Annotated in this window: 22 protein-coding genes; 11 read left to right on the top strand and 11 right to left on the bottom strand. The window is 39.5% G+C overall.

All coding sequences use genetic code 11. From position 1 onward, the window contains the following. Positions 1-28: 28 nt before the first annotated feature. Positions 29-550, top strand: a complete 522-nt coding sequence (locus ACSVH6_RS05940) for a helix-turn-helix domain-containing protein (protein WP_438076518.1) — start codon at positions 29-31, stop codon at positions 548-550. A gap of 88 nt (positions 551-638) precedes the next feature. Beyond that, complete coding sequence (locus ACSVH6_RS05935; protein WP_438076516.1) at positions 639-3,419, top strand: DUF7619 domain-containing protein; 2,781 nt, start codon at positions 639-641, stop codon at positions 3,417-3,419. Positions 3,420-3,466: 47 nt separating this feature from the next. On the opposite strand, the gene ACSVH6_RS05930 is transcribed toward ACSVH6_RS05935, so the two are convergent. From ACSVH6_RS05930 to ACSVH6_RS05910, 5 genes are all read right to left on the bottom strand, one after another. Beyond that, positions 3,467-4,648 carry a cytochrome-c peroxidase gene (locus ACSVH6_RS05930; protein ID WP_438076515.1) on the bottom strand — a complete coding sequence of 394 codons (1,182 nt, stop codon included), beginning with the start codon at positions 4,646-4,648 and terminating at the stop codon, positions 3,467-3,469. A gap of 3 nt (positions 4,649-4,651) precedes the next feature. Beyond that, a complete protein-coding gene (locus ACSVH6_RS05925; RefSeq protein WP_438076513.1) occupies positions 4,652-6,004 on the bottom strand; it encodes a YHYH protein in 1,353 nt (450 codons plus the stop codon). Positions 6,005-6,073: 69 nt separating this feature from the next. Further along, on the bottom strand, positions 6,074-6,562 hold the full coding sequence (locus tag ACSVH6_RS05920) for a Spy/CpxP family protein refolding chaperone (protein WP_438076512.1): 489 nt from the start codon (positions 6,560-6,562) through the stop codon (positions 6,074-6,076). Positions 6,563-6,564: 2 nt separating this feature from the next. Beyond that, a complete protein-coding gene (locus ACSVH6_RS05915; protein ID WP_438076511.1) occupies positions 6,565-6,840 on the bottom strand; it encodes a hypothetical protein in 276 nt (91 codons plus the stop codon). Between the two features lie 20 nt (positions 6,841-6,860). Then, a complete protein-coding gene (locus ACSVH6_RS05910; protein WP_438076509.1) occupies positions 6,861-7,409 on the bottom strand; it encodes an RNA polymerase sigma factor in 549 nt (182 codons plus the stop codon). 126 nt (positions 7,410-7,535) lie between these two features. Here ACSVH6_RS05910 and fabG point away from each other — a divergent pair, with 126 nt between their 5' ends. From fabG to ACSVH6_RS05895, 3 genes are read left to right on the top strand one after another with little or no spacing between them, the layout of a single operon-like run. Beyond that, the gene (gene fabG, locus ACSVH6_RS05905) at positions 7,536-8,282 is read left to right on the top strand and encodes a 3-oxoacyl-[acyl-carrier-protein] reductase (protein ID WP_438076507.1); all 747 of its coding nucleotides are present in this window, start codon (positions 7,536-7,538) and stop codon (positions 8,280-8,282) included. Between the two features lie 59 nt (positions 8,283-8,341). Beyond that, on the top strand, positions 8,342-8,716 hold the full coding sequence (locus ACSVH6_RS05900) for a four helix bundle protein (RefSeq protein WP_438076505.1): 375 nt from the start codon (positions 8,342-8,344) through the stop codon (positions 8,714-8,716). Between the two features lie 19 nt (positions 8,717-8,735). After that, a complete protein-coding gene (locus ACSVH6_RS05895) occupies positions 8,736-10,763 on the top strand; it encodes a hypothetical protein (protein WP_438076503.1) in 2,028 nt (675 codons plus the stop codon). Between the two features lie 56 nt (positions 10,764-10,819). Here ACSVH6_RS05895 and ACSVH6_RS05890 read toward each other — a convergent pair whose 3' ends face one another. From ACSVH6_RS05890 to ACSVH6_RS05865, 6 genes are all read right to left on the bottom strand, one after another. Then, the gene (locus ACSVH6_RS05890; RefSeq protein ID WP_438076501.1) at positions 10,820-11,305 is read right to left on the bottom strand and encodes a DUF6252 family protein; all 486 of its coding nucleotides are present in this window, start codon (positions 11,303-11,305) and stop codon (positions 10,820-10,822) included. A 114-nt stretch (positions 11,306-11,419) separates the two neighbouring features. Further along, a complete protein-coding gene (locus ACSVH6_RS05885; RefSeq protein WP_438076499.1) occupies positions 11,420-11,827 on the bottom strand; it encodes a hypothetical protein in 408 nt (135 codons plus the stop codon). A 98-nt stretch (positions 11,828-11,925) separates the two neighbouring features. After that, positions 11,926-12,318 (bottom strand): DUF2809 domain-containing protein, encoded by a 393-nt coding sequence (locus ACSVH6_RS05880; protein WP_438076497.1) that lies wholly within the window; start codon positions 12,316-12,318, stop codon positions 11,926-11,928. Beyond that, positions 12,319-13,038, bottom strand: coding sequence for an SIMPL domain-containing protein (locus ACSVH6_RS05875; RefSeq protein ID WP_438076495.1), 720 nt, complete (start codon positions 13,036-13,038; stop codon positions 12,319-12,321). A 92-nt stretch (positions 13,039-13,130) separates the two neighbouring features. Continuing rightward, a complete protein-coding gene (locus ACSVH6_RS05870; RefSeq protein ID WP_438076493.1) occupies positions 13,131-14,777 on the bottom strand; it encodes a phospholipase D-like domain-containing protein in 1,647 nt (548 codons plus the stop codon). Positions 14,778-14,900: 123 nt separating this feature from the next. Then, positions 14,901-15,635: a YoaK family protein gene (locus ACSVH6_RS05865; protein ID WP_438076492.1), complete on the bottom strand. Its 735-nt coding sequence runs from the start codon at positions 15,633-15,635 to the stop codon at positions 14,901-14,903. Positions 15,636-16,318: 683 nt separating this feature from the next. Between ACSVH6_RS05865 and ACSVH6_RS05860 the strand changes: the two genes are divergently transcribed. The 6 genes from ACSVH6_RS05860 (at position 16,319) to ACSVH6_RS05835 (ending at position 20,924) form a co-directional block, all read left to right on the top strand. Beyond that, entirely contained in the window at positions 16,319-17,239 is a 921-nt protein-coding gene (locus ACSVH6_RS05860) for a carboxypeptidase-like regulatory domain-containing protein (protein ID WP_438076490.1), read from the top strand. Positions 17,240-17,497: 258 nt separating this feature from the next. Beyond that, positions 17,498-18,358 (top strand): hypothetical protein, encoded by an 861-nt coding sequence (locus ACSVH6_RS05855; RefSeq protein ID WP_438076488.1) that lies wholly within the window; start codon positions 17,498-17,500, stop codon positions 18,356-18,358. 3 nt (positions 18,359-18,361) lie between these two features. After that, complete coding sequence (locus ACSVH6_RS05850; RefSeq protein WP_438076486.1) at positions 18,362-18,832, top strand: hypothetical protein; 471 nt, start codon at positions 18,362-18,364, stop codon at positions 18,830-18,832. A 94-nt stretch (positions 18,833-18,926) separates the two neighbouring features. Beyond that, a complete protein-coding gene (locus ACSVH6_RS05845; protein ID WP_438076482.1) occupies positions 18,927-19,319 on the top strand; it encodes a hypothetical protein in 393 nt (130 codons plus the stop codon). 76 nt (positions 19,320-19,395) lie between these two features. Further along, positions 19,396-20,127, top strand: coding sequence for a hypothetical protein (locus ACSVH6_RS05840; RefSeq protein WP_438076484.1), 732 nt, complete (start codon positions 19,396-19,398; stop codon positions 20,125-20,127). Positions 20,128-20,531: 404 nt separating this feature from the next. After that, on the top strand, positions 20,532-20,924 hold the full coding sequence (locus ACSVH6_RS05835) for a hypothetical protein (RefSeq protein ID WP_438076482.1): 393 nt from the start codon (positions 20,532-20,534) through the stop codon (positions 20,922-20,924). Positions 20,925-21,061 lie beyond the last annotated feature (137 nt).

Here is a 21,061-nt window from a genome sequence, read left to right as displayed (position 1 = left end):
AACTCAATTGTTATAAAGAAAAATGTTAATGATGGCAAAGAAAGAGAACCTCAGAAAAAAATTGAACCTTACGCAGGCTGATATGGCGATGATTTTAAATATCAGCCGCAGTCAATGGGCGCTTTATGAATTAGGGCTTCGGGATTTATCCGCAGCGGCTTTGATAAGGCTGAATCAAATAGAAAACTTTTTTTTAACGAAAGATGTTGACCTGTCGAAACACGCCGGGAAATTTGAAGAACAGGAACGGATAAAAGCAAAATGGCTTGCTTGGGCTGTAAAGGAAAATGAATACCGGCAGCTGACAGACCGACTAAAAAGGGACTTTGAGGCGGTTATGGACCAACTTACTCTTATTGATTTTCTTTCTGAGCCGGCAGATGAAAAAGACGCGTTGCATCCCGGAGCAATAGCAATTCTAAAAGAAAAGGCATACAAAGCTTTCGATAAGAACAGCCCGCTTCAATTATTGAAATTAGAATTACAGCAGAAGAAACTGCAACAGGAGTCAGTGTTGCTTAATGCCTCATTGAAGGGACCCGTGCAGTAGGATAAGAGCTTTGCTGTTACTGAATTGTATTTTTTACTTTTTATCTTACAAAGTTTTTTTGTATATCTTTGACCTTCAAACTTATTTTATGAAAAATCTTTACGCTCTACTGGTTGTTGTATTATCAGGATTTGTTGGTCATGCTCAAATTGTCAACATACCCGATACTAATTTTAAAGCTCGGCTTATTGCTCTTGGAGTAGATTCCAGTGGTAATGGGCAAATAGAGCAGGAGGAAGCACTTGCTGTTACTAGCTTGGACGTTTCTGAATCATCGATATGGGATTTAACAGGAATAGGGACTTTTCTTAACCTTACCTATTTGAATTGTAAAGGTAATGTCCTCTCGTCATTAAACGTTTCAGATTTAGTAACGCTTCATCAATTGGATTGCAGTGCTAATCAATTGGTAAACTTAAATGTCAGTGGTTTATATCAACTCCTTAACTTGAATTGCTCAAATAACAATCTCAGTTCAATCAATGTAACCGGAACAAGTCTTCAGTATTTGAATTGTAATAATAATCAACTACAAACATTAAATGTTGACGGATTGGCTTCTATGATTCAATTAAAATGCGAAAGCAATCAAATTAGCTCTTTAGATGTTAGTAGCTTGCATAACATTAATTCTTTATATTGTAGCGGCAATAACCTGACGGCATTAGATACTAGTGCACTGGTAAACCTCTCCCTTGTATTCTGTTACAATAATCAGCTATCCACCTTAAATTTAGGGCCAAGTATTCAGGTTTTACTTTGTTATAGCAATTCATTAACATCATTGGATTTTAGTAATTCGCCCCATATCACTGATTTGAGATGTTCTGAAAATCAGCTATCCACTTTAAACTTGGCGGGTTTAACAAACCTTCAAAAATTATATTGTTACTTAAATCAACTTACCACCCTCGATGTGAGCGGATCACCAAACCTTCAGACACTACACTGTTATCAGAACCAACTTACCTCACTAAATATAAGTGGGTTAGTAAATCTTCAGTCTTTGCTATGCGATAATAATCAGCTTACCTCATTAAATCTTAATGGGTTATCAAATCTTACTTATTTGCGTTGTTCCCATAATCAAATACCAACCTTAAACCTGAGCGGATTGGTTAATCTTCAAACCTTCGAATGCCAATACAATCAACTTACAAACATTGATGTTAGTAACCTGACGAATCTTGCTAATTTTAACTGTAGTTATAATGCTATTCCAACTTTAGCGTTAAGCAACTTAACTCAGCTTAACAATTTATCTTGTGAGGGGCTGTTAATTAATACCCTTAATGTAGAGGGTGCTAATAATCTTTCCTATTTATCAGCTTTAAATAATTATAGTCTTACCACTGTGTTTATGAAAAACGGTTCAAACGAATCTAATGGTATCAATTTAGGAGGTAATCCAAACTTGCAATATGTGTGTGCTGATGAGTCTCAGATCATGACAATTCAAAGCTTACTGACTCTCTATGGCTACACCAACTGCCATACGAATTCCTACTGTAGTTTTACACCTGGCGGAACATTTTATACCATTCAGGGAAATAATCGCTGCGATGGTAATAACAACGGCTGTGATGTTAACGATTACAATTATCCCAATTTAAAATTATCTTTTTCGGATGGTATCAATGCCGGAAATTTAATAGCAGATACCACCGGATCGTATCACTATGATGTACAGGCCGGTACGCAAACGGTAACCCCTGTTTTAGAGAATTCTTCTTATTTTATAGTTTCACCTGCTTCAACAACCATTGATTTCCCAACGGTTACCAGCCCGTTTGTTCAGAATTTTTGTTTGTCGGCCAACGGAACGCACAATGACTTGGAAGTGACGCTGCTACCAACTACAGCAGCCCGTCCCGGTTTTGATGCTACGTATAAAATCATTTATAAAAACAAAGGAACTAATGCACAAAACGGCACTGTAAACCTTGTATTTAATGATGCCATAGTAGACGTTGTTTCAGCATCGCCAATTCCATCAACTGCAACAACAAATAACCTGAGTTGGAGTTTTAGTGGCTTATTGCCATTTGAAACCAGAGAAATTATGATTACAATGAATGTGAATTCGCCTGTTGAAACCCCTGCTGTTAATGGCGGTGATGTTTTACCATATACCGCCACGGTAAACGGCGCTACCGATGAAACCCCAACAGATAATACGTCAACATTGAATCAAATAGTCGTAAATTCCTTTGATCCAAACGACAAAACTTGTTTGGAAGGAAATACCATTGCTCCTGATATGATTGGCAAGTATGTGCATTATATGATTCGCTTTGAAAATACCGGAACGTTTCCGGCACAAAATATCGTGGTAGTCGATGTGATTGATGCGACTAAGTTTGACCTTTCTACTTTAGTACCTCTAAGCAGCAGCCACGAATTCTTCACCAGAATCAAGGACAATAAAGCCGAATTCATTTTTGAGAACATCAACCTACCGTTCGATGATGCCAACAACGACGGTTATGTAGCCTTTAAAATCAAAACCAAACCGACATTAGTGTTGGGTGATACTTTCAGTAACACAGCGAATATTTATTTTGACTATAATTTCCCGATAGTCACCAATACCGCGACCACAACTATTGCCGCTTTAGGAAGTCAGGATTTTGAGTTTAGTACCCTGTTTAGTTTATCACCCGTTCCGACGAAAAATAATTTGACGATTACTACTAAACAAAAGCTAGTGATAAGCTCAATAAGTATCTACAACACTTTGGGGCAATTGGTGCAGGTGAACACCAATCCCAATGAAACCATAGATGTTTCTGGATTAAAATCAGGAAGTTATTGTCTCAAGATTGTCAGCGATAAAGGAACGACGAGCAGTAAGTTTGTTAAAGAGTAAGCCAATTATTCTATATAAAAAGCCCCTCAACTGAGGGGCTTTTCGTTTTAATTAGGGAAGGGATTAGACCATTTGGCGTCGATATATACGTTGGTACCCGAGAGTGTTTTCAAAAATGCCATCATGGCATTAACCTCTTGAGCCGTGAGATTGAGTTTTTGTCCATTGCCTCCCGGGCGTAATTTTGGGTCTAAGGCTACTGCATTACCCGGTGCAATGTTGATGTTGCCATAGTGGCCAATAACGGTTTGCAAATCGGTAAATACTCCTGTGTGCATCAGCGGGCCGTTGAGCGTACCATCTGTTTTTACAATATCGCGCAACGAAGGAGCACGGGTAACGCTAACATCAATGCCGGTACCGTTCAAAACACCAATGATGCCGTTATTCCCCGAATTGGGTGCAATATCAAATTCAGGTGCCGCATGACAACCGGCACAACCTAAACCTCCACCGGTTCGGTTACCGGTAGCATCAAACTGTGGTGGCGCTAAAAACAGTTGTTTTCCTTGGTTTTCCTGATTGGTGAAATTAGGAAAAGGCTGCCCATCATTCGCAACCTGTGGTTGGGAACGACCAATATCATATTTGCTGTCAAAGGATTGGATACTGCGCACAAACTGAGCCAGTGCTAACTGTATTTTACTTTCGGTAATTTCTTCAGTCCCGTAAACAAATTTAAATAGTTCTTTATAATAGCCCAATTGACTGAGCTTGGTCACTAAATTGCTGAAATCTTCATCGCCATTGGTTCCGCTGTAGCCCATTTCAGTATGATTGCGAATGGGTTGGGTGGTTTGAATTTCCAGGGAAGCCGCGCGTTCGTCCCAAAAGAACTTGCTTTCGTTGGCAAATCGGGTATTGATCAAACGCATGGTATGTCTTGCCGTAGTACCGTTGACTCCGTTGCTGGCCACCTGGGTGTCGCTGAAGGCATTGGCCTGCTGGTGACAACTGGCACAGGAAATGGTATTGTTGGACGATAAATTTTTGTCATAAAACAAAACTCTCCCCAAGGTCGCTCCCTTATCTGTGATGGGATTGGCCATACCATTATCTTTGGTAATGTAGGTAGGAATGGTTTGGTTGGCATAGTTGGCCAAATGCTCTAAATCAATACTGCTGCCGAAAGTAGCTTTTACATTGGCGTAAGGGTCTACATAATCGTCAGTTTTGCTGCATGACCATAGCGAGGCAATGGCCAAAAAGGAGATCCACTTTGTTTTCATAAGTTATTTGGTTACGATGATTTTATAGGTTTTGGCGTTTTCTTGCTGTCCGATTTTTAGAAAATAGATGCCGTTGTTTACGGACTTTAAATCAAAAACACACAAGGTACTGCCTTGGAGGATTTCATTGGCTTGAATTAGTTTACCCAATTCATCCACCAATTGAACCGGTACATTTTCCGTCATCATATCGGTTTGTATGGCTACAAAATCCTGTGCCGGGTTGGGATATACTTTTATGTGTAAGGCGGAGGCATCAAAATCAGTTGTTGCCAAAGTATATTGGGTCGTAGGTTCGCTGATGGTTGTGACTTTTGCGGCAGTTTTATTCCCATAAAATGTCGGTCCAACGGCATAAGGATAAGCCGAATTGTGATTGGTATCCACGGTGGCAAAATAGCAATAGGTTCCCGATGGATATTCCGGGGTTACACAAAATCTCCCATTGTGAACATCCAAATAGCTTGGGTCAGACGGATGTGCTACATATTCATAATCTTCTCTGAAATAACCCAACGGATAGGTGGTACTCACCGGTGGTCCGTCTAACACATCCGTGCCATCAGCCCATACGGTTCGGGTGGTGATGTTGCGCAACTGATAGCTCGATTTCATACGGACAATACCTCCGGTACCATCGGTATTGGCGTATCCGTAGGCCCCATAAATAGGGTAACCGTCGTAAGCAAAACCAATCAGCGGAGAGTGTTCTGACGGATTGATGACATACAATCCATCTGACGGATAGGTATCGCAAATGGTTGAAATAACGGCTAAATCCAAGTTGAAAGCACTTGGGTTTTGGTGGTGGTGGTAGTTCCCCATAGCCGGATGGGCTTTGGCACAATCAAATCCGCCTTTTTCGGCCACTACCGCATCGCGATTCCATTTGCCGTCGCCTGTACAAGGGGGTTGAATAGGACCACCACATAAAGAGTTGGTTGCATTTTTCCAGGATACTCCATCGCGGTAATCAAATAAAGCGACTCCATTGATGAACAATCCAATGTTACCTCCGGTAGTGGCTGTAGGCGTTCCGGTATTGGGAGTGGGATTTAAAGGAAATTTAAAGATGGCTCCGTTTTGTGTCGTGGCCAATGACGGATTTCCGTCCAGAAAAGGACCGGTAATGTACGCCGGAATGCAATTGGTTGTAATGTATGCCCAGTTGGTCGAGTATTGCACCGACTGAACATTCGCTGCTACAGCATCTGTAATAGGAGTGGAGTTGCCCGATACATAATGGCGTCCGGTAATGCCGGTAGTGTTACGCAACCATTTGGTAATGGCCGGATTGGTTTGTGAAAACATCACTCCGGTAGTCATAAACAGACTGAGAAGAAAAACTCGTTTCATAATGGGTTGATTGGTTAGTAAAGGGTTAGACGAAAGAACTTTATGTTTCTTGCGGAGATGAATGTGAATTTATTCCGGGCGATGATCACGCGGTCTATCAGGAGCAAAAATGCGGGCCAATTCCTCTGTCAACTCATTGAATTTCTCCATTTGATCAGGATGGCATATTTTTTTGATGTCTTCAAAATGTTTGAAATGGGTTTGCTCAATCTGCTTTTGAACCGAATTTAAAACGGTAATCAAACTGTCTTTGGTTTGCACATTCACTTCAGAATTTGCCAATAGTGCGTACAATTCTTTTTTGGTTTGACGAATTGTTTTGTCCAGTCGTTTGATTTCGCTCTGATGCCAACGGATTATTTTATCGTACTCTTTTTGCTGAGCAGCATCCAAATGCAATTTCTCTGTGATGATTTCCCTGGGTTTCGGATGTTCCATCCCTCCGGGTGGAGGCGGACGATGTCCTTTCGGGCCGCTGATAAACAGGAAACCTAAAGTTCCTATGTTGAGCAGTAATAATCCAATGACACTGATTGTTAATAGTCTTGTCTTTTCCATTTTTATTGGTATAACTGATTGCTTTGATTTAAAGTGGTTTCAAAATAGGCTGTGGAGGTGTCTGAATTTTGTTGCGATTTAGAGGTTCTCAACAAAGTAAAATTCAAGAATATCAGAACAAGTATTGAAGCAGCCACTAACCATACAGTTTGTGGTGAAACGGTATCCTGTTGTTTAATTTTTTCCTGGATTTTAGAAAACAACGTTTCGCTGGGCGCCACCGCTTGCATGCCGTTGGTGCTGTCGAGTATGTTTTGTATCCATTTTTCGGTTTCCATATGCTTATAGACGAAGGTTTTTATTTTTTCTTGCGGTACTCTGTAAATTTTTCAGCTAATTTCTCCTGAAGAGATGCTTTGGCCCTGAAAACCAATGATTCTACTGAGGAAAGACTGAGCTGCATAATCTCGGCAATTTCAGGATTGCTTAGGCCATCGAGTTTGGATAACAAAAAAACGGTCTTTTGGTTTTCGGTTAAGGTGTTGATGACTTCAAAAAGAATTTTGGCCTCTTCTTGTTTTTCCATTAAAATACCGGGATGTTCAAAATTGGATGTATTGAGGTATTCCTGCTCGTTCTGACTTTTTTTGCCGAAAATAAAAAAGCGTTTCTGACTGTTTTTCTTTTTGATAAAGTCTAAAGACTGATTGATGGCAATCCGGTAAATCCAGGTTTTATGGGAAGACTTTTGATTGAAGGTTTCCAAGGAATGATAGACTTTGACAAAGACATCCTGCGTGATTTCTTCGGCATCTTCGGTGTTTTGCACATAATTCAATGCCACATTGAACACGAGCAGGTGGTACTCGCGGTAGAGTTTTTCAAAATGGCTTTGGTTTTCAATCATTTGGTTCGTGTTGGCTGCTTTGACATGCAAGTATAGCAAAGGTTTAAATACAAATGATTTTTTGGTGCGTATAAATTATGCTATATTTGACCATTCATAAAATTATCAAACTAACTTTTTACACTTATGAAATTATTAGAAGGAAAAGTAGCCATTATTACCGGTGCGAGTAGAGGAATAGGAAGTGGTATTGCCAAAGTTTTTGCCCAACACGGCGCTAATGTGGCTTTTACTTACAGCTCGTCAGCTGAATCGGCTATGGTGTTAGAAAACGAATTATCGGCCTTGGGTATCAAAGCCAAAGGATACAAATCCAATGCTGCAGATTTTAATGAAGCGCAAAAATTGGTAGATGATGTGATGGCGGAATTCGGCAATGTGGATGTATTAATCAATAACGCCGGAATTACCAAAGATAACCTTTTGATGCGTATGAGCGAAGAAGATTTTGATAAAGTTATTGAAATCAACCTGAAGTCTGTTTTTAATATGACTAAGGCGGTTCAAAAAATTATGTTGAAAAACCGAAAAGGATCTATCGTTAATATGAGTTCGGTGGTAGGCGTGAAAGGAAATGCCGGTCAGGCCAACTATGCTGCGTCAAAAGCGGGTATGATTGGGTTTACCAAATCCGTAGCTTTAGAATTAGGTTCGAGAAATATTCGTTGCAATGCTATTGCGCCGGGCTTTATTGAAACCGAAATGACCGCTAAGTTGAATGAAGACGTAGTACAAGGTTGGAGAGACTCTATTCCGTTAAAACGCGGTGGTACTCCGGAAGATGTAGCTAATGCCTGTTTGTTCTTCGCTTCAGACATGAGCGCTTACGTTTCGGGACAAGTATTGAATGTTTGCGGAGGAATGCTTACTTAGTAGGCAGTGGTCAATGGTCAGTTGGCAGTAAAGTTTCTTTGTAAAATACATTTTCAATTATGACATTTCAAGACTTATTGGCTTATCAAAAATCATTTGAATTAGCTATGCGTATTTTTGAAATTTCTAAGTCTTTTCCAAAAGAAGAAACCTATTCCTTAACTGATCAAATCAGGCGTTCATCAAGAAGCGTTCCTGCCAATATTGCTGAAGCTTACCGAAAAAAAATTTATCCGAAAAGTTTTCATAGCAAACTAACAGATAGTGATGCTGAAAATTCGGAAACTCAAGTTTGGTTAGAATTTGCTTTAAAATGCAATTACATAAATCAAATAGATTATAACGAACTAGTTGCTTATAACATAGAAGTTGGAAAACTTATTAATTATATGATATTAAATCCTAATAAGTTTGGCGTAAAAACTGACCACTGATCACTGACCACTAAAACATATGAATACAAACACTATTTTATTGGTATTGCTTTCCTTAGGAGTAGCGTTTGCATTATCATTTTATCACTATTTATATAAAGTCAAAAGCAGGTCAAAAGTAACTTTGCTTTTGACTTTTTTGCGTTTTTTCAGCATCTTCGGACTCTTGTTGTTGTTAATCAATCCGATTATTTCGCGCAAGACAGTCGAAACCATGAAAACGCCGTTACCTATAGTGCTTGACAATTCGGCTTCCATCAAAGATTTGAAGGCGGATAAGTCGGCCATGGAAGTGTTTCAAAAACTATCGGAAAACAAGGAATTGGCCGATAAGTTTGACGTGCAGACGTATCAGTTTGCTACAGATTTTACGCCTTCGGACACGATTGATTTTAAAGGAAAACAAACCAACATTGATGTGGTGGCCAAGAACGTAAAGAGCGTCTATAAAAACCAGCATTTTCCAACGGTTTTAATTTCAGACGGGAATCAAACTTCTGGCGAAGATTATGTGTTTGGCTTTAATCCCGACAATAAGGTTTATCCAGTAGTGGTGGGGGATACCACGACGTATCTGGATTTGAAAGTGACCCAACTCAATGTGAATAAATACGCCTTTCATAAAAACAAATTTCCTGTAGAAGTCTTCCTGAATTACGCCGGCACCAAAAACATCAATGCAACGTTTAAGATTACACAAGGCAATTCGGTTTTGAACGAGCAGACGGTTGCTTTTTCTCCTTCCAAAAAATCAGCCACATTGAATGTGCTTTTGCCTGCTGATAAAGTAGGACTGCAAATCATGAAAGCTGTCATCTCTTCAAAAGAACCGGAAAAAAACAGCTACAACAACACCAAGAATTTTGCCGTGGAAGTCATTGACCAAAAAACGGAAGTCGCTTTGATTTCCGCCATGGCACATCCTGATTTGGGCGCTATCAAACGCAGTATCGAATCTAATGCACAAAGAAAAGTAACAATTGTTAAACCTGATGATATCAAATCATTAACCGATTATAATATTTTAATACTATATCAGCCGACGGCTGCATTCAAATCGGTTTTTGATCAAAATCAAAATGCGAAAGTCAACACCTGGATCATTACCGGAAACGATACGGATTATACCTTCCTGAATCAAAATCAGAAGCTATTCACGTTTCGAATGAGTGGACAGAAGGAAAATTACCTGGCGGCTTTTGACAGTCAGTTTAATTTGTTTGCCTTAGACAATATCGGGTTTGAACGGTTTCCGCCTTTGGAGAATCCGTTTGGGACGATTACCGCTGCCGGGAATGTCAATACGCTGTTGTCTTCCAACATTCACAATATTGCAACCAACCAGCCTTTGTTGACTTTTTCAGAAGAGCAAGGCAGAAGAAGTGCCTTTTTATTCGGAGAGAATATTTGGAAGTGGCGCGCGGAAACCTTTGTAAACAAAAAGAGCTTTGCTGATTTTGATATTTTCTTAGATAAAACCATACAGTACCTGGCTTCTAATAATACGCGTAAGTCTTTGGTTGTAGAGCATGAACGCTTTTATAATTCGGGGGAAGGCATTGAAATTACGGCACAATATTTCAACAAGAACTATGAGCTGGATGAAAAGGCGCGTTTGACCATATCGGTAACGAATACCAAAACCAAGCAGGTAAAAAACTATGATTTGCTCCGAACCTCCAATGCTTTTAAAGTAAACCTGGACGGATTGACGGCAGGGCATTACAGTTTCACGGTAAAAGAATTGAACTCCAATTCCGCCTACAGCAGTAGCTTTGACGTATTGGATTTTGATATCGAAAAGCAATTTGTGAATCCGGACTGGAATAAATTGAGCCAATTGGCATCGCAAACCAAAGGCCAAGCCTTTTTGTCCAATCAGGCAGATGCTTTAATCAAGCAACTATTGGCGGACGACAGTTACAAAGCTGTTCAGAAAACCATAGTTAAGAAATCTCCTTTAATTGATTGGATTTGGTTATTGGTCTTGATTGCCGTCTCTCTGGCAAGCGAGTGGTTTATTCGCAAATACAACGGATTGTTATAAAACAAAAAAGCGAAAGAATGATTCTTTCGCTTTTTTTATTCGATCAAACAGATAGATTACTGAATATTCTCCGCTCTGAAGGTGCCTTCTGTTACGGTGATGGTATTCCCGTCTCCATCCGGTGAAGTAAAAGAAAAAGTTCCTTTGATTACATTGGCATTCACTTCTGTAATGGTCATGCTTCCTGAGGCATCCTGAGAAGAAATACTGTTGTCAAAGTCGCTGTAACCGGCTCCGTACGAGTTTACGTTGGACGGCTCTTCAGTGATGGTGTGCGTTCCTACTGTTACACCAAGAGGCATCCACAAACTCACGGTTTCCTGATGAGTGTCATTGTTATCACTGATGGCAGTGATGGCTTTAGACAATGAATTACCTACCATAGGGTCAGTACAGGTAAATTGTACCCCGTTGATTTTACATTTCAAGTAAAAGGTAGTTTCTCCTGAATCACCGCTGCTGCTACTGGAGCTGCAATTTACCATTAAGGTTGCAGTGATAGCCAATACTAAAATGGCAATTGATTTTTGAATTAATTTCATAATGGTTTTTTTAAAATGTCGTCAAATATAGTTTTTTCATTCTATCAAATGGAAAATAATTGTGTTTTAACATGTTATCGCGTCGCATTTGCCCAAAGTATTGGCCTAACACCATTATTTTTTTCTAAGTGCTATTACCCCGCCTAAGTAGGCCATAGGAATATAAGCTCCTACCACATCTACGATGGTAAACCATAGTGGAGAAGGGAGCATTACAACGTTCATAATACCGCCTATGAGGAAAAAAAATCCCACGGCTAGTGCCGGACCTGTCTTTTTGGAGATGACTGCGGCTATAAAAGCGCCTAATAGGGTTCCTAAGGCATGGGCCAGGAACGGCATCAGAAAATGTTTGGGTTCCATAAGAGCCATCGCGGCTTTGAGTCCTTCCATGGTCGTCAAATCTGCTCCTTCGGGTGGCGGGATGATTTTTCCGCTGACCATTATAATGGCCATGTTGAGCGCTCCGCCAATCAGAAGCCCGATGATGACGGCCAGGATGTTTTTGAGTGTTTGGTTCATATTGTTGTTGGTTTGGTTACAGGTTTCTCGATGCAATAGGATAGGGATACAACCCTATCATTGGGTTAAAAATAGTAAAAAAAACGAGAGCCTGTATTTTAAGGCTTTACCCCAACACCGCTTTTGCTTTTCTGCCATTGCTCTACAAGCAGCACTATAGCGATGCCAAGAATGTAAGTTAATATATCCAACCAACTGAACGATGATCCGATGACAATGCGGGCGATTTTGTATTCGGACAACCCCAAAAGTTCGACTCCGTTTAGGTATTGAAGTGTTTCAATTGAAAAGGAAAATAAAAGCGTGTAAAGTGCTGTTTGTTTAGAACTTAATGTAGTAAAGGTTTTTACAAAGCAATAGATGAGAATCACCACCAATACATCTCCCATGTAGGGCCTTATGTATGTATCGTGTACGTAAAGCGCAATCAGCACTTCGGTGACAAAGAGGCAAAGGGTAAGCAGGAAATACCGGGGGTGAAAACGAAACATTTAATCGATGATTTGCGTGAACACCGTTACCGAAACACTGTATTTGATGAGTTCGCCACTGGCCGTAACGCCACGACCGCCCATGCCTTTGCCGTAGGATTCAAATTCATAGGAGTTGCCGCGGGTGTTGCCACTATCATTGGGACTTCTGTCAGACTCCATGTAAATGATTTTACCTGTTTTCACTTCGCTGGCTTTGGCCAATCGGTTGGTGGTTTCTATGGCGTCTACCACAGCCAGTTCCTGTGCTTTCTTAATCAATTCCTGCGCTCCGGTGTTGAAATAGGTGATGCGTTCTATTTTATTGAATTTTGTTTTGAGTAACTCTTCGGTAAAGTCCTGCATCCGTTTTAAATCCTTGAGGGTAAAGATGAGTTTTTGTGTGGATTCAAAGCCGAGAAAAATGTCTTTGTTGAGTTTCTCATCCCAGCGGTTGGATTTGCCGGTAGCGATTAAGCTTGTTTTGATATCCAGGGTGTCGGCGACATATTTACGGACAATCTTTAACACTTCAGCCGTAGTGGCCTGGTTGTCATTAATAGCCTCCCGCAATGTGGGCTTGACGTGCTTGAAGCTGATAGTAATTAGAGCGGCATTGGGAAAAGCGGTGGTGGTGCCTACACCAACAGCGCTGATTTTAGGAACATTGTTTTGTTCTCGTTGCGCGAAGCCAATAGTACAAAACAACAACGACAGGAATGCGATACATCCGTTTTTCATATAGTTAGGGTTTTAGAGTGTTACGTATATAACGCAAAAAAGCCTCAAGTAGTATCTTGAGGCTTTTATTTTAGCATGATAGTTCGATAACTCTATTCTTTAACTACTTTATAGTTCCAGGTTTGTCCGTTGCTTTCCATGCGAATCATATAGATGCCGGATGCCTGATTGCTCAATGAAATTTGTTCGTTCACCAAACTGCTGTATTGGTTGCTGTAGACGCTTCTTCCCATGACGTCGTATACCTTTAGGGATACTTTATCCAGCGGTGTGTTTTTTACCGCAATGGTAAAAATACCGCTCGTTGGGTTGGGATATACCGCAAACGCAGTTGTTTCAAACTGTGGCGTGCCCAATAATTGTCCGCCGGCGTCCAAATACAAAAAGGCAAAAGCCTGATAGTATTGGTTGGCGATGTTTAAGTCGTGGACGACCAAAGTGTTTTCGTCGTTTTTATTCTCGGCAGAGCTGCTCCAGTTGTGGGAACCTAACAATACCAAAGGATCTGAAGTGGCGTTGAAATTATCTACCACCATAAACTTATGGTGCATCACCCCGCTGTTGGTAAATTTTACGACATGACCGGGTGTTAAGGCGGCCTGAAGGGTATTGAATTGGTTTCCGCTTGGATTTTGAGTGTCTGTCACGATGTTGATATTGGTCAACCCCGAATTGTACTTGGCGGTCAACGCGCTGCTGATGTCGGTGCGGGTGAGTACCATGGTGGCTATATTGATATCGCTGTTGGCTGAATTGATTGCGTCAATAATTTTACTATTGGTACCGTCACTTGGACTGAAATAGCTGTCGATGGTTTTTCCGCCAATGATGTAATGGTGGGGGGTGTTATCGATTTTATAAGGACCGAATTCCGAAACAACGGTGTCAGGGGTGGCGGTACTGCTGCCCCACATTTCTTCAAACTCTATCTTGTAGCCCTGAGCCAAGGCCTGGTCCTGTATCATGATGGCACTGTTGCGGTCGGGGCCGTCAATTTGCACTACGGTCCAGTTGGTTGAACCGGTCCACACGTAAGGTTTGTTCGGGTCGCTGTTGTCGGCATCAAAGATGACAAACTTGTTGTGCATGATGCCGTAGCTGGAACTGGTGGGACTTGCCAATTTAGGAATAGCGGGATTCAACAGCGGAATCATGTTGCTGCTGGTACTGCCGTCATAGATTAAACGCACCTGAACGCCTCGATTGTAGGCGGCGTTAATAGCGCCTGCGATACCGGTGTCGCTGCTGGGTGAAGAAGAATTGTAGATGGCAATATCCAATGTGCTTTGGCAGGCATTGATATAGCTGATGAGCATGTCGTCTAAGGTGTCGGCTAAGTTGATCGCGGGTTGTATTTGTGCGTAGCTTGTATTGACGGTGTGGTTAAAATACACGTTTATCGTTCCGGTGGATTGGGAAGACATGGCCACGTAGGTGGTTTTGGGTGTATTGTTTTTGCCCTCGGCCAATTGATACTCTATTTTAATAATTTCTGCCGGATTCAATTGGTCGAACACGTAAGCGTTTCCTTGTTTGTAAAAGGCCACCGGGGCTTTGGTCTTGGCGTTTACCGCTTTTGTGATGCTACCCGAAGCATAGTCTGCGTTGAATTGCAACACGATGCCGCTCTTTTGGTACACCAAAGAGTATTCCTTATCTTTTATGGTTTGTTGTCCGTGAGCAGACAACACAGCAAAGGCTATCATCGCGATAGCCAGCCTTTTGAAATGCTTTATCATTAATGTGGTATTTGCTACAAAAGTAGTTAAAAAGGTTCAGATGGTTTTCTTTTTTAACACGGAAGCTTACATTTTGTCGGAAGTATGAGGCATTTATGGCTAAATGGTAACCGAAAACGGGTTTTAATGCGATTGATGGCTTTTGCGTCTGAAGGCCAAGAGTTGGAGGCGGAAGTAATCGTATAGGAGGGCAATTAATAAGATAAAAGAGGCCACAAACAGCGTTTTCATTTGGTAGGATTGGTATAGCAACCCGCCGCCGATGCATCCGATAAAGAAAAAGATGATGATGGAGAAACGTAGGTAAATGCTGGTTCTGAGGCGTTTTACTTCTTCGGTCTTTTTGTAGAAAAAAAGTTGGGAGAGTTCTATGCCTAAATCAGTGAAGAGGCCGGTGAGGTGAGTGGTTCTTACGGTGGATTGCGAAATTTTGGTTACCAGTGCATTTTGTACCCCCATGGCAAAGAGCATGGCAAAGGCAATGATTTTTGCTGAGGAAGCGGTGACGGGGTTTGTGGTTCCGTAATAGCCCACGGCGATGAGCACGGTCATTTCAATAAGTACCGGGAGAATGTGGGCGGAATGCGGGCGGCGTCTGAGCAACCATTCGGCCAGGAGGTTGGCGGTAAAGGAACCCAATAAAAAGAAGAGTATGAAAACCAAAAAGGTGAGTGCCGCTGCGTAGTCTTTTTGTAAAAACTCTTCGGCAAAAAAGGCAAAATGCCCGGTGACGTTGGTGGTAAGGGTTTTGAGGGCGAGTACTCCGGTAATGTTAACCATACCCGCCACTAAGGACAATAAAGTCGCTAAGCGCAGGTTGTGAATGAAAGTTCTGTTTTTTCCGTGGTGCCGAAACATAGGATAAAGATACTGAAAAAAAGGACAGTTGTGCTGTGGGTTTTCAATTTAACAAAACGGTAGCACGTGTTTGAACGGACAGGCTGAAAAAAGGATTTGAAGTTTTGGATGCTTTTATAGAAGATAGTATAGGCTACAGCAGGAAACGGATAGGCTATAACAGGAAATGAATAGCTTACAGTAAGAAACGGATTGACTATAGGAGGAAATGCATGGATTATAGCAGGAAACGGATAGGCTACAGTAGGAAATGTATAGGTTACAGCAGGAAACGGATAGGCTATAGTGCGAAATGGATAGCTTACAGCAAGAAGCAGATGGGCTACAAGAGGAAATGATAAAAAAACAGTCTTACCGAAGCGGGATTACCGATTTTTATTTGCGGGAAATCGTCTTTTGATGTCGTTTTTTGACAGAAAAAAGGTTATGATAATTTGTAAGTGGCTGTTTACAAGTAATTTGGTTTTTAGTAAAAGTAAGATTTTATTGTATATAATTTATTACAGCCCTAATTTCTGATGTTTTAATTGCTTGATTTTGAATGAAATGCGGGATTTGATGATAATATAATAAAAGTGTATTTTCTGTCATTTTTTGCTTGTTTTGTAGGAAATTGTTTTTATAACTTTGGGACGGAAGTGGCGCCTAAATCACTGTAGTTTAATCAATTAAAAGTAAAAGTTATGAATCAAATGCAAGAGCGCAAGCGCTCTATGTACTATGTTGTTGAAGATTATTTGGCAACAGTACCCGCGGCTACGATAGCCAGTATGCCTGAGTTTGAGGCCAAGTTTACTGTATTTATGAATGTGGTAGATAAAATAAGAACACAAAGTGAAAGCCAGACGACTAACCGTATAGGTTACCGAATGGTAAAAGATGATTTGAAGCTTGATATGACTAAGAAAGCCATAGATGTGGCTTCAAGGGTGAAAGCGTATGCCATTAATACTAATGATGTGGTATTGCGTGAGGAAATGTACCAGCGCATTAGTAACCTGTACAAACGACCGGACACGGTTTGTGCTGATATTTGCCAGTTTATTTACAATAAAGGGCAGTTGCTCCTGACGGCACTTGCTGCTTATGGTGTGACTAATGAGCTGCTGGATGCTCTGAACGACAGTATAGGGGCTTATACCTCGTATATTCCTAAACCGAGAGCGGGGATTGTGGAACGCAAGCAGGCTACCGAGGAGATGATGCGATTGTTTAAAGCAAGTGATGCTACGCTTAGCAGTTTAGATGCTTTGATAACGATGCTTCAGTTTACGGATAAGGAAGTTTATGATGCTTATTTTTCAAGTCGGAAAATTATCAGACCGAGCTATCGTACTATAGCTTTGAAAGGTATTATTACCGATGCCGAGGGGTTGCCTTTGAGTAAGGTGGATGTTCGTGTGGACGGTACTTCCATTATTAGAAAAACATCGAGTAGGGGTGGTTTTGAAATAAAGGATTTGGATAGTGGTACTTATACCGTGGTTTTACAAAAAGCCGGTTATGCAGCCACCACAACGGAAGTTGCTATTACCGCTACGGAACGAACGGTAGTTACCGTTGTCATGGAACCAGAAGGTGGAACTGATAAAGATGTTGCTTAGTTTACAAAAACCACGCTAAGGGCACCCTGCGAAGGGTGCTCTTTTTTTTTGTATTGCAATTTTTTGTGAAAGCATGATCATCTTCCGCATAAAAACCTTGGTAAAAAGTTTGTTTAATGATTTGTAATCTTTTTTTACTATTTTTGATAACCAGATAAGCGAAACAAACATTCGCTTATACACTCAAAACAAGGTAGCTTGGCGACTGTTTATGGCGCCTATATACGAGTTAGCAGTAATTCTTAAACAACATCGCAAATGAGAAGAAGATTTTATGCATTTCGATATCTAATATCAGAAAGTGATCAACTTAATTTATTTGGAGAAGAACTCACCAAAGAGCAAATTATTATCGACATTCTAAATAGATTGGAAAAGGATAGAAAAACTATTTGGTCCAACGCTTCAAAAAAATACTTATTTGCAGGCGTAGAAAAACACAAAGAAAATCTGTTTTTTGTAAAGTTTGCAAGAGAATCAAATAATACAGTCTACATTGAAGATGAAGATGATATTATGAAAACAAAAATTCTTGAAGCTCGCTATATATATTTAATAATTGATACCGATTATCAAGTAATATTAATTGAACAGAATAAATCAATTTTCCAAAATTTTAAAACCGTCACAGGATTGCTTTCTAAATATTTTAATGAGGGTTTGGTCAATCATTTTTATCGTTTAAATATTTATCCTTTGGCAACTAAATATACTTTTTGGCATCAAGTTGAAAATGCTGATAGTATTTATCAACTTGTATTGAAACTTAATGCTCCAAATATGGCATTTTTTGCTGACCGCCATACACAGAGGATATTAAAAATTATAAAAGCTGAAACGAATAACGAGCAACTTGACATCGCTCTCAAAAACACAGATGGGAAACTCGAAATTAAGAGAAGTGGAATTGGAAGATGGATTGATTATGTTAGAGAAATAGGAGGTAAATATATTATGAAGTTTAAAGATAACGATGAAGATGAAATGAAAAGCATTTCTAGTTCAGACGATGTTTACAACACCGAATTGAATATTGAAGATGATTTTATAGATGAAAAAACAAAAGAAAATATTTCTGAAAAAATCGCAAATATTTCGGATATTGAAAACCGAGAATAGATTATGAGAATGTTTTACTTCATAGGCTGCATTGGGTTATCCATTTTCCTTGTACACTCTACTGGAATAATGGCAGAGCAGTTCTTTCAAATAAATAACCAAATAACATATCTTGGTGTTCTTATAGGTTTCGCCTTGACCCTTTACACTTTTGGTTTATCAATTTTGAAGGATATTTATGAAGCGATTGAAAAAATTTCCTTCACAAAAATAGAAAACAAAGAAGAAGTTTATAAATCATTAAAAGACGCATTCGATGAAATTAAAAGCGACATCTTTCTCATATTTGTTTGCATAATCTTCCTTTTTATAAATTCTATCATTGCAAACACAATTAATCCTTTTAATTGGAATGTTGAATATTTGAAAATTCCAGATATAATGAGTGTTTCTGTATTTTTGTTGAGTTCCTTTGCCCTACTTGACATTATGAAAGCTTTGTTTGGATTGTCGAAATTAATATTCAAGGATTAGAACTGCTGGTAACAGCGGTTTTCAGTTTACCGCTTTACATTTTTTCTTAACTTGCCGTTGCTGCGGGTAGCTGCGGGGCGTTAGCGACTATTTTATGAACACTGCACAAAAAGAAATACTTGACAAATTAAGAACCTATTTGGAAAAGAATCCGAACCAGAGATTTGGACAAGTACTTTTCAATTTAGGAATTAACGAGTTTATGGAAAATAAAGAATTTCAGTTGCGTGATATTTATGGCGATGCAGATTCAGAAATCCTAAATAGAATTAAAAAGCGACTTGAACTATTTGACTTGGAAGAGAAAGTGAAAATTGGAGTTGCAAAAGTTGATGGAATTGGAGGAATGACAGTTAACGAAAGGTTATATGCTTCAGATTTGAGTGAACTCTTTGATGAAGTGAAAGAGAATAACAAAGAGCACGCAGAATTTATATTGAAAGCTCTAAAAGTTGATGAAGAATCAATCATGAAAATATTGAAATAAAAAATAGTGCTAACAGCGGTTTGGCCTCGCTCAGTTAGGCCTGTGGCCTTGGGTGTGTCGGTTTTCAGTTTACCGTATGCTATTTTTTATTAACTTGCCGCTACTGCGGGTAGCCGCAGGGCGTTATGAGCAATGCTATAGAACTATGCAAAAATTTTCACTTTATATTAAATCAAACAAATTTTATTGGAGTGCCAATAAAATAATATATTCAGCAATTTTTATATGTTGTGGAATTCTTCTTTTTAAACAGAAAATCTTAAATATAGAAAGTAATATTTTCGATAAAATTTTTGGCTGGATAATAATTTGCTTCTTTATCAGTGGTTTAGTTACAAAATTCAAGGGCTTTTATCAGATTGAACCAATTCATGGAAAACTAGAAGGCTACTTAATATTGGAAAAAGAAGCAATTATTGTTGGAGACGAAATATATCCAATCGAAAAAATAAGAACAATTAAAATTTCAAATGACGATTATAGTGGTGCATTTAAAAATATATCTAAAGGAAATTTAGGACCAGCACTTTCAAATGGAACAAATAACTTTATTGTAATTTATCTTGTGTCAGGTGAATCGAAGAGATATCAGTTTGAGTTAATTAATTCAGATGACTTTCAAAAAGTGAGAGAAACATTAATAGATTACAATATAATTGGAAAAATTGATTATTGGGAATTAGCACAAGTATTAGGTGAAAGAAGTACTTCTGAGACACTTGCTCTAACTGATGAAATTGAAAAAAGGCGCACTACCGCTAACAGCGGTTTACTTCGTCAGTCGGCTTCGCCTCGTGTCGCGCAATAGCTCGTTAGCATTGCGCCGGAAACCAAAACTTGTTCTTCCGTATAACATTTTTTCTTAACTTGGCGCTACTGCGGGTAGCCGCGGAACGTTAGCAGACATTGCTCCTGGCCAACGAAGGACAATAGAAATCGAAAATAATAACTTAAACATTTGAAAAATGAGAAGAGAAAATTTGAACACTTTTTTACTTTTAATTTGTGTTGCATTACTTAGTCTATGTGTATACAAACTTTATCAAAAACCAACTTCGCCAACTTTGGAGCAAATAGATGAGAGAATACAACATTGGGGACAGCACTACGGAGCAGCTTTTTCTCACTAGTTTGTTTGTAAAGTTTGCCGCATAACATTTTTTCTTAACTTGCCGATACTGCGCGAAGTCATGGGACGTTAGCGACTATTTTATGAACACTGCACAAAAAGAAATACTTGACAAATTAAGAACCTATTTGGAAAAGAATCCGAACCAGAGATTTGGACAAGTACTTTTCAATTTAGGAATTAACGAGTTTATGGAAAATAAAGAATTTCAGTTGCGTGATATTTATGGCGATGCAGATTCAGAAATCCTAAATAGAATTAAAAAGCGACTTGAACTATTTGACTTGGAAGAGAAAGTGAAAATTGGAGTTGCAAAAGTTGATGGAATTGGAGGAATGACAGTTAACGAAAGGTTATATGCTTCAGATTTGAGTGAACTCTTTGATGAAGTGAAAGAGAATAACAAAGAGCACGCAGAATTTATATTGAAAGCTCTAAAAGTTGATGAAGAATCAATCATGAAAATATTGAAATAAAAAATAGTGCTAACAGCGGTTTGGCCTCGCTCAGTTAGGCCTGTGGCCTTGGGTCTGGCTGTTTTCGGTTTACCGCATAACATTTTTTCTTAACTTGCCGCTACTGCGCGAAGTTGCGGGGCGTTAGCAGAAACTTT

It is taken from the genome of Flavobacterium sp. XGLA_31 (genome assembly GCF_051547105.1).
GTDB lineage: Bacteria > Bacteroidota > Bacteroidia > Flavobacteriales > Flavobacteriaceae > Flavobacterium.
Note: the sequence above shows the minus strand (reverse complement) of the source record. Positions and strands in the feature narration are given on the sequence as shown.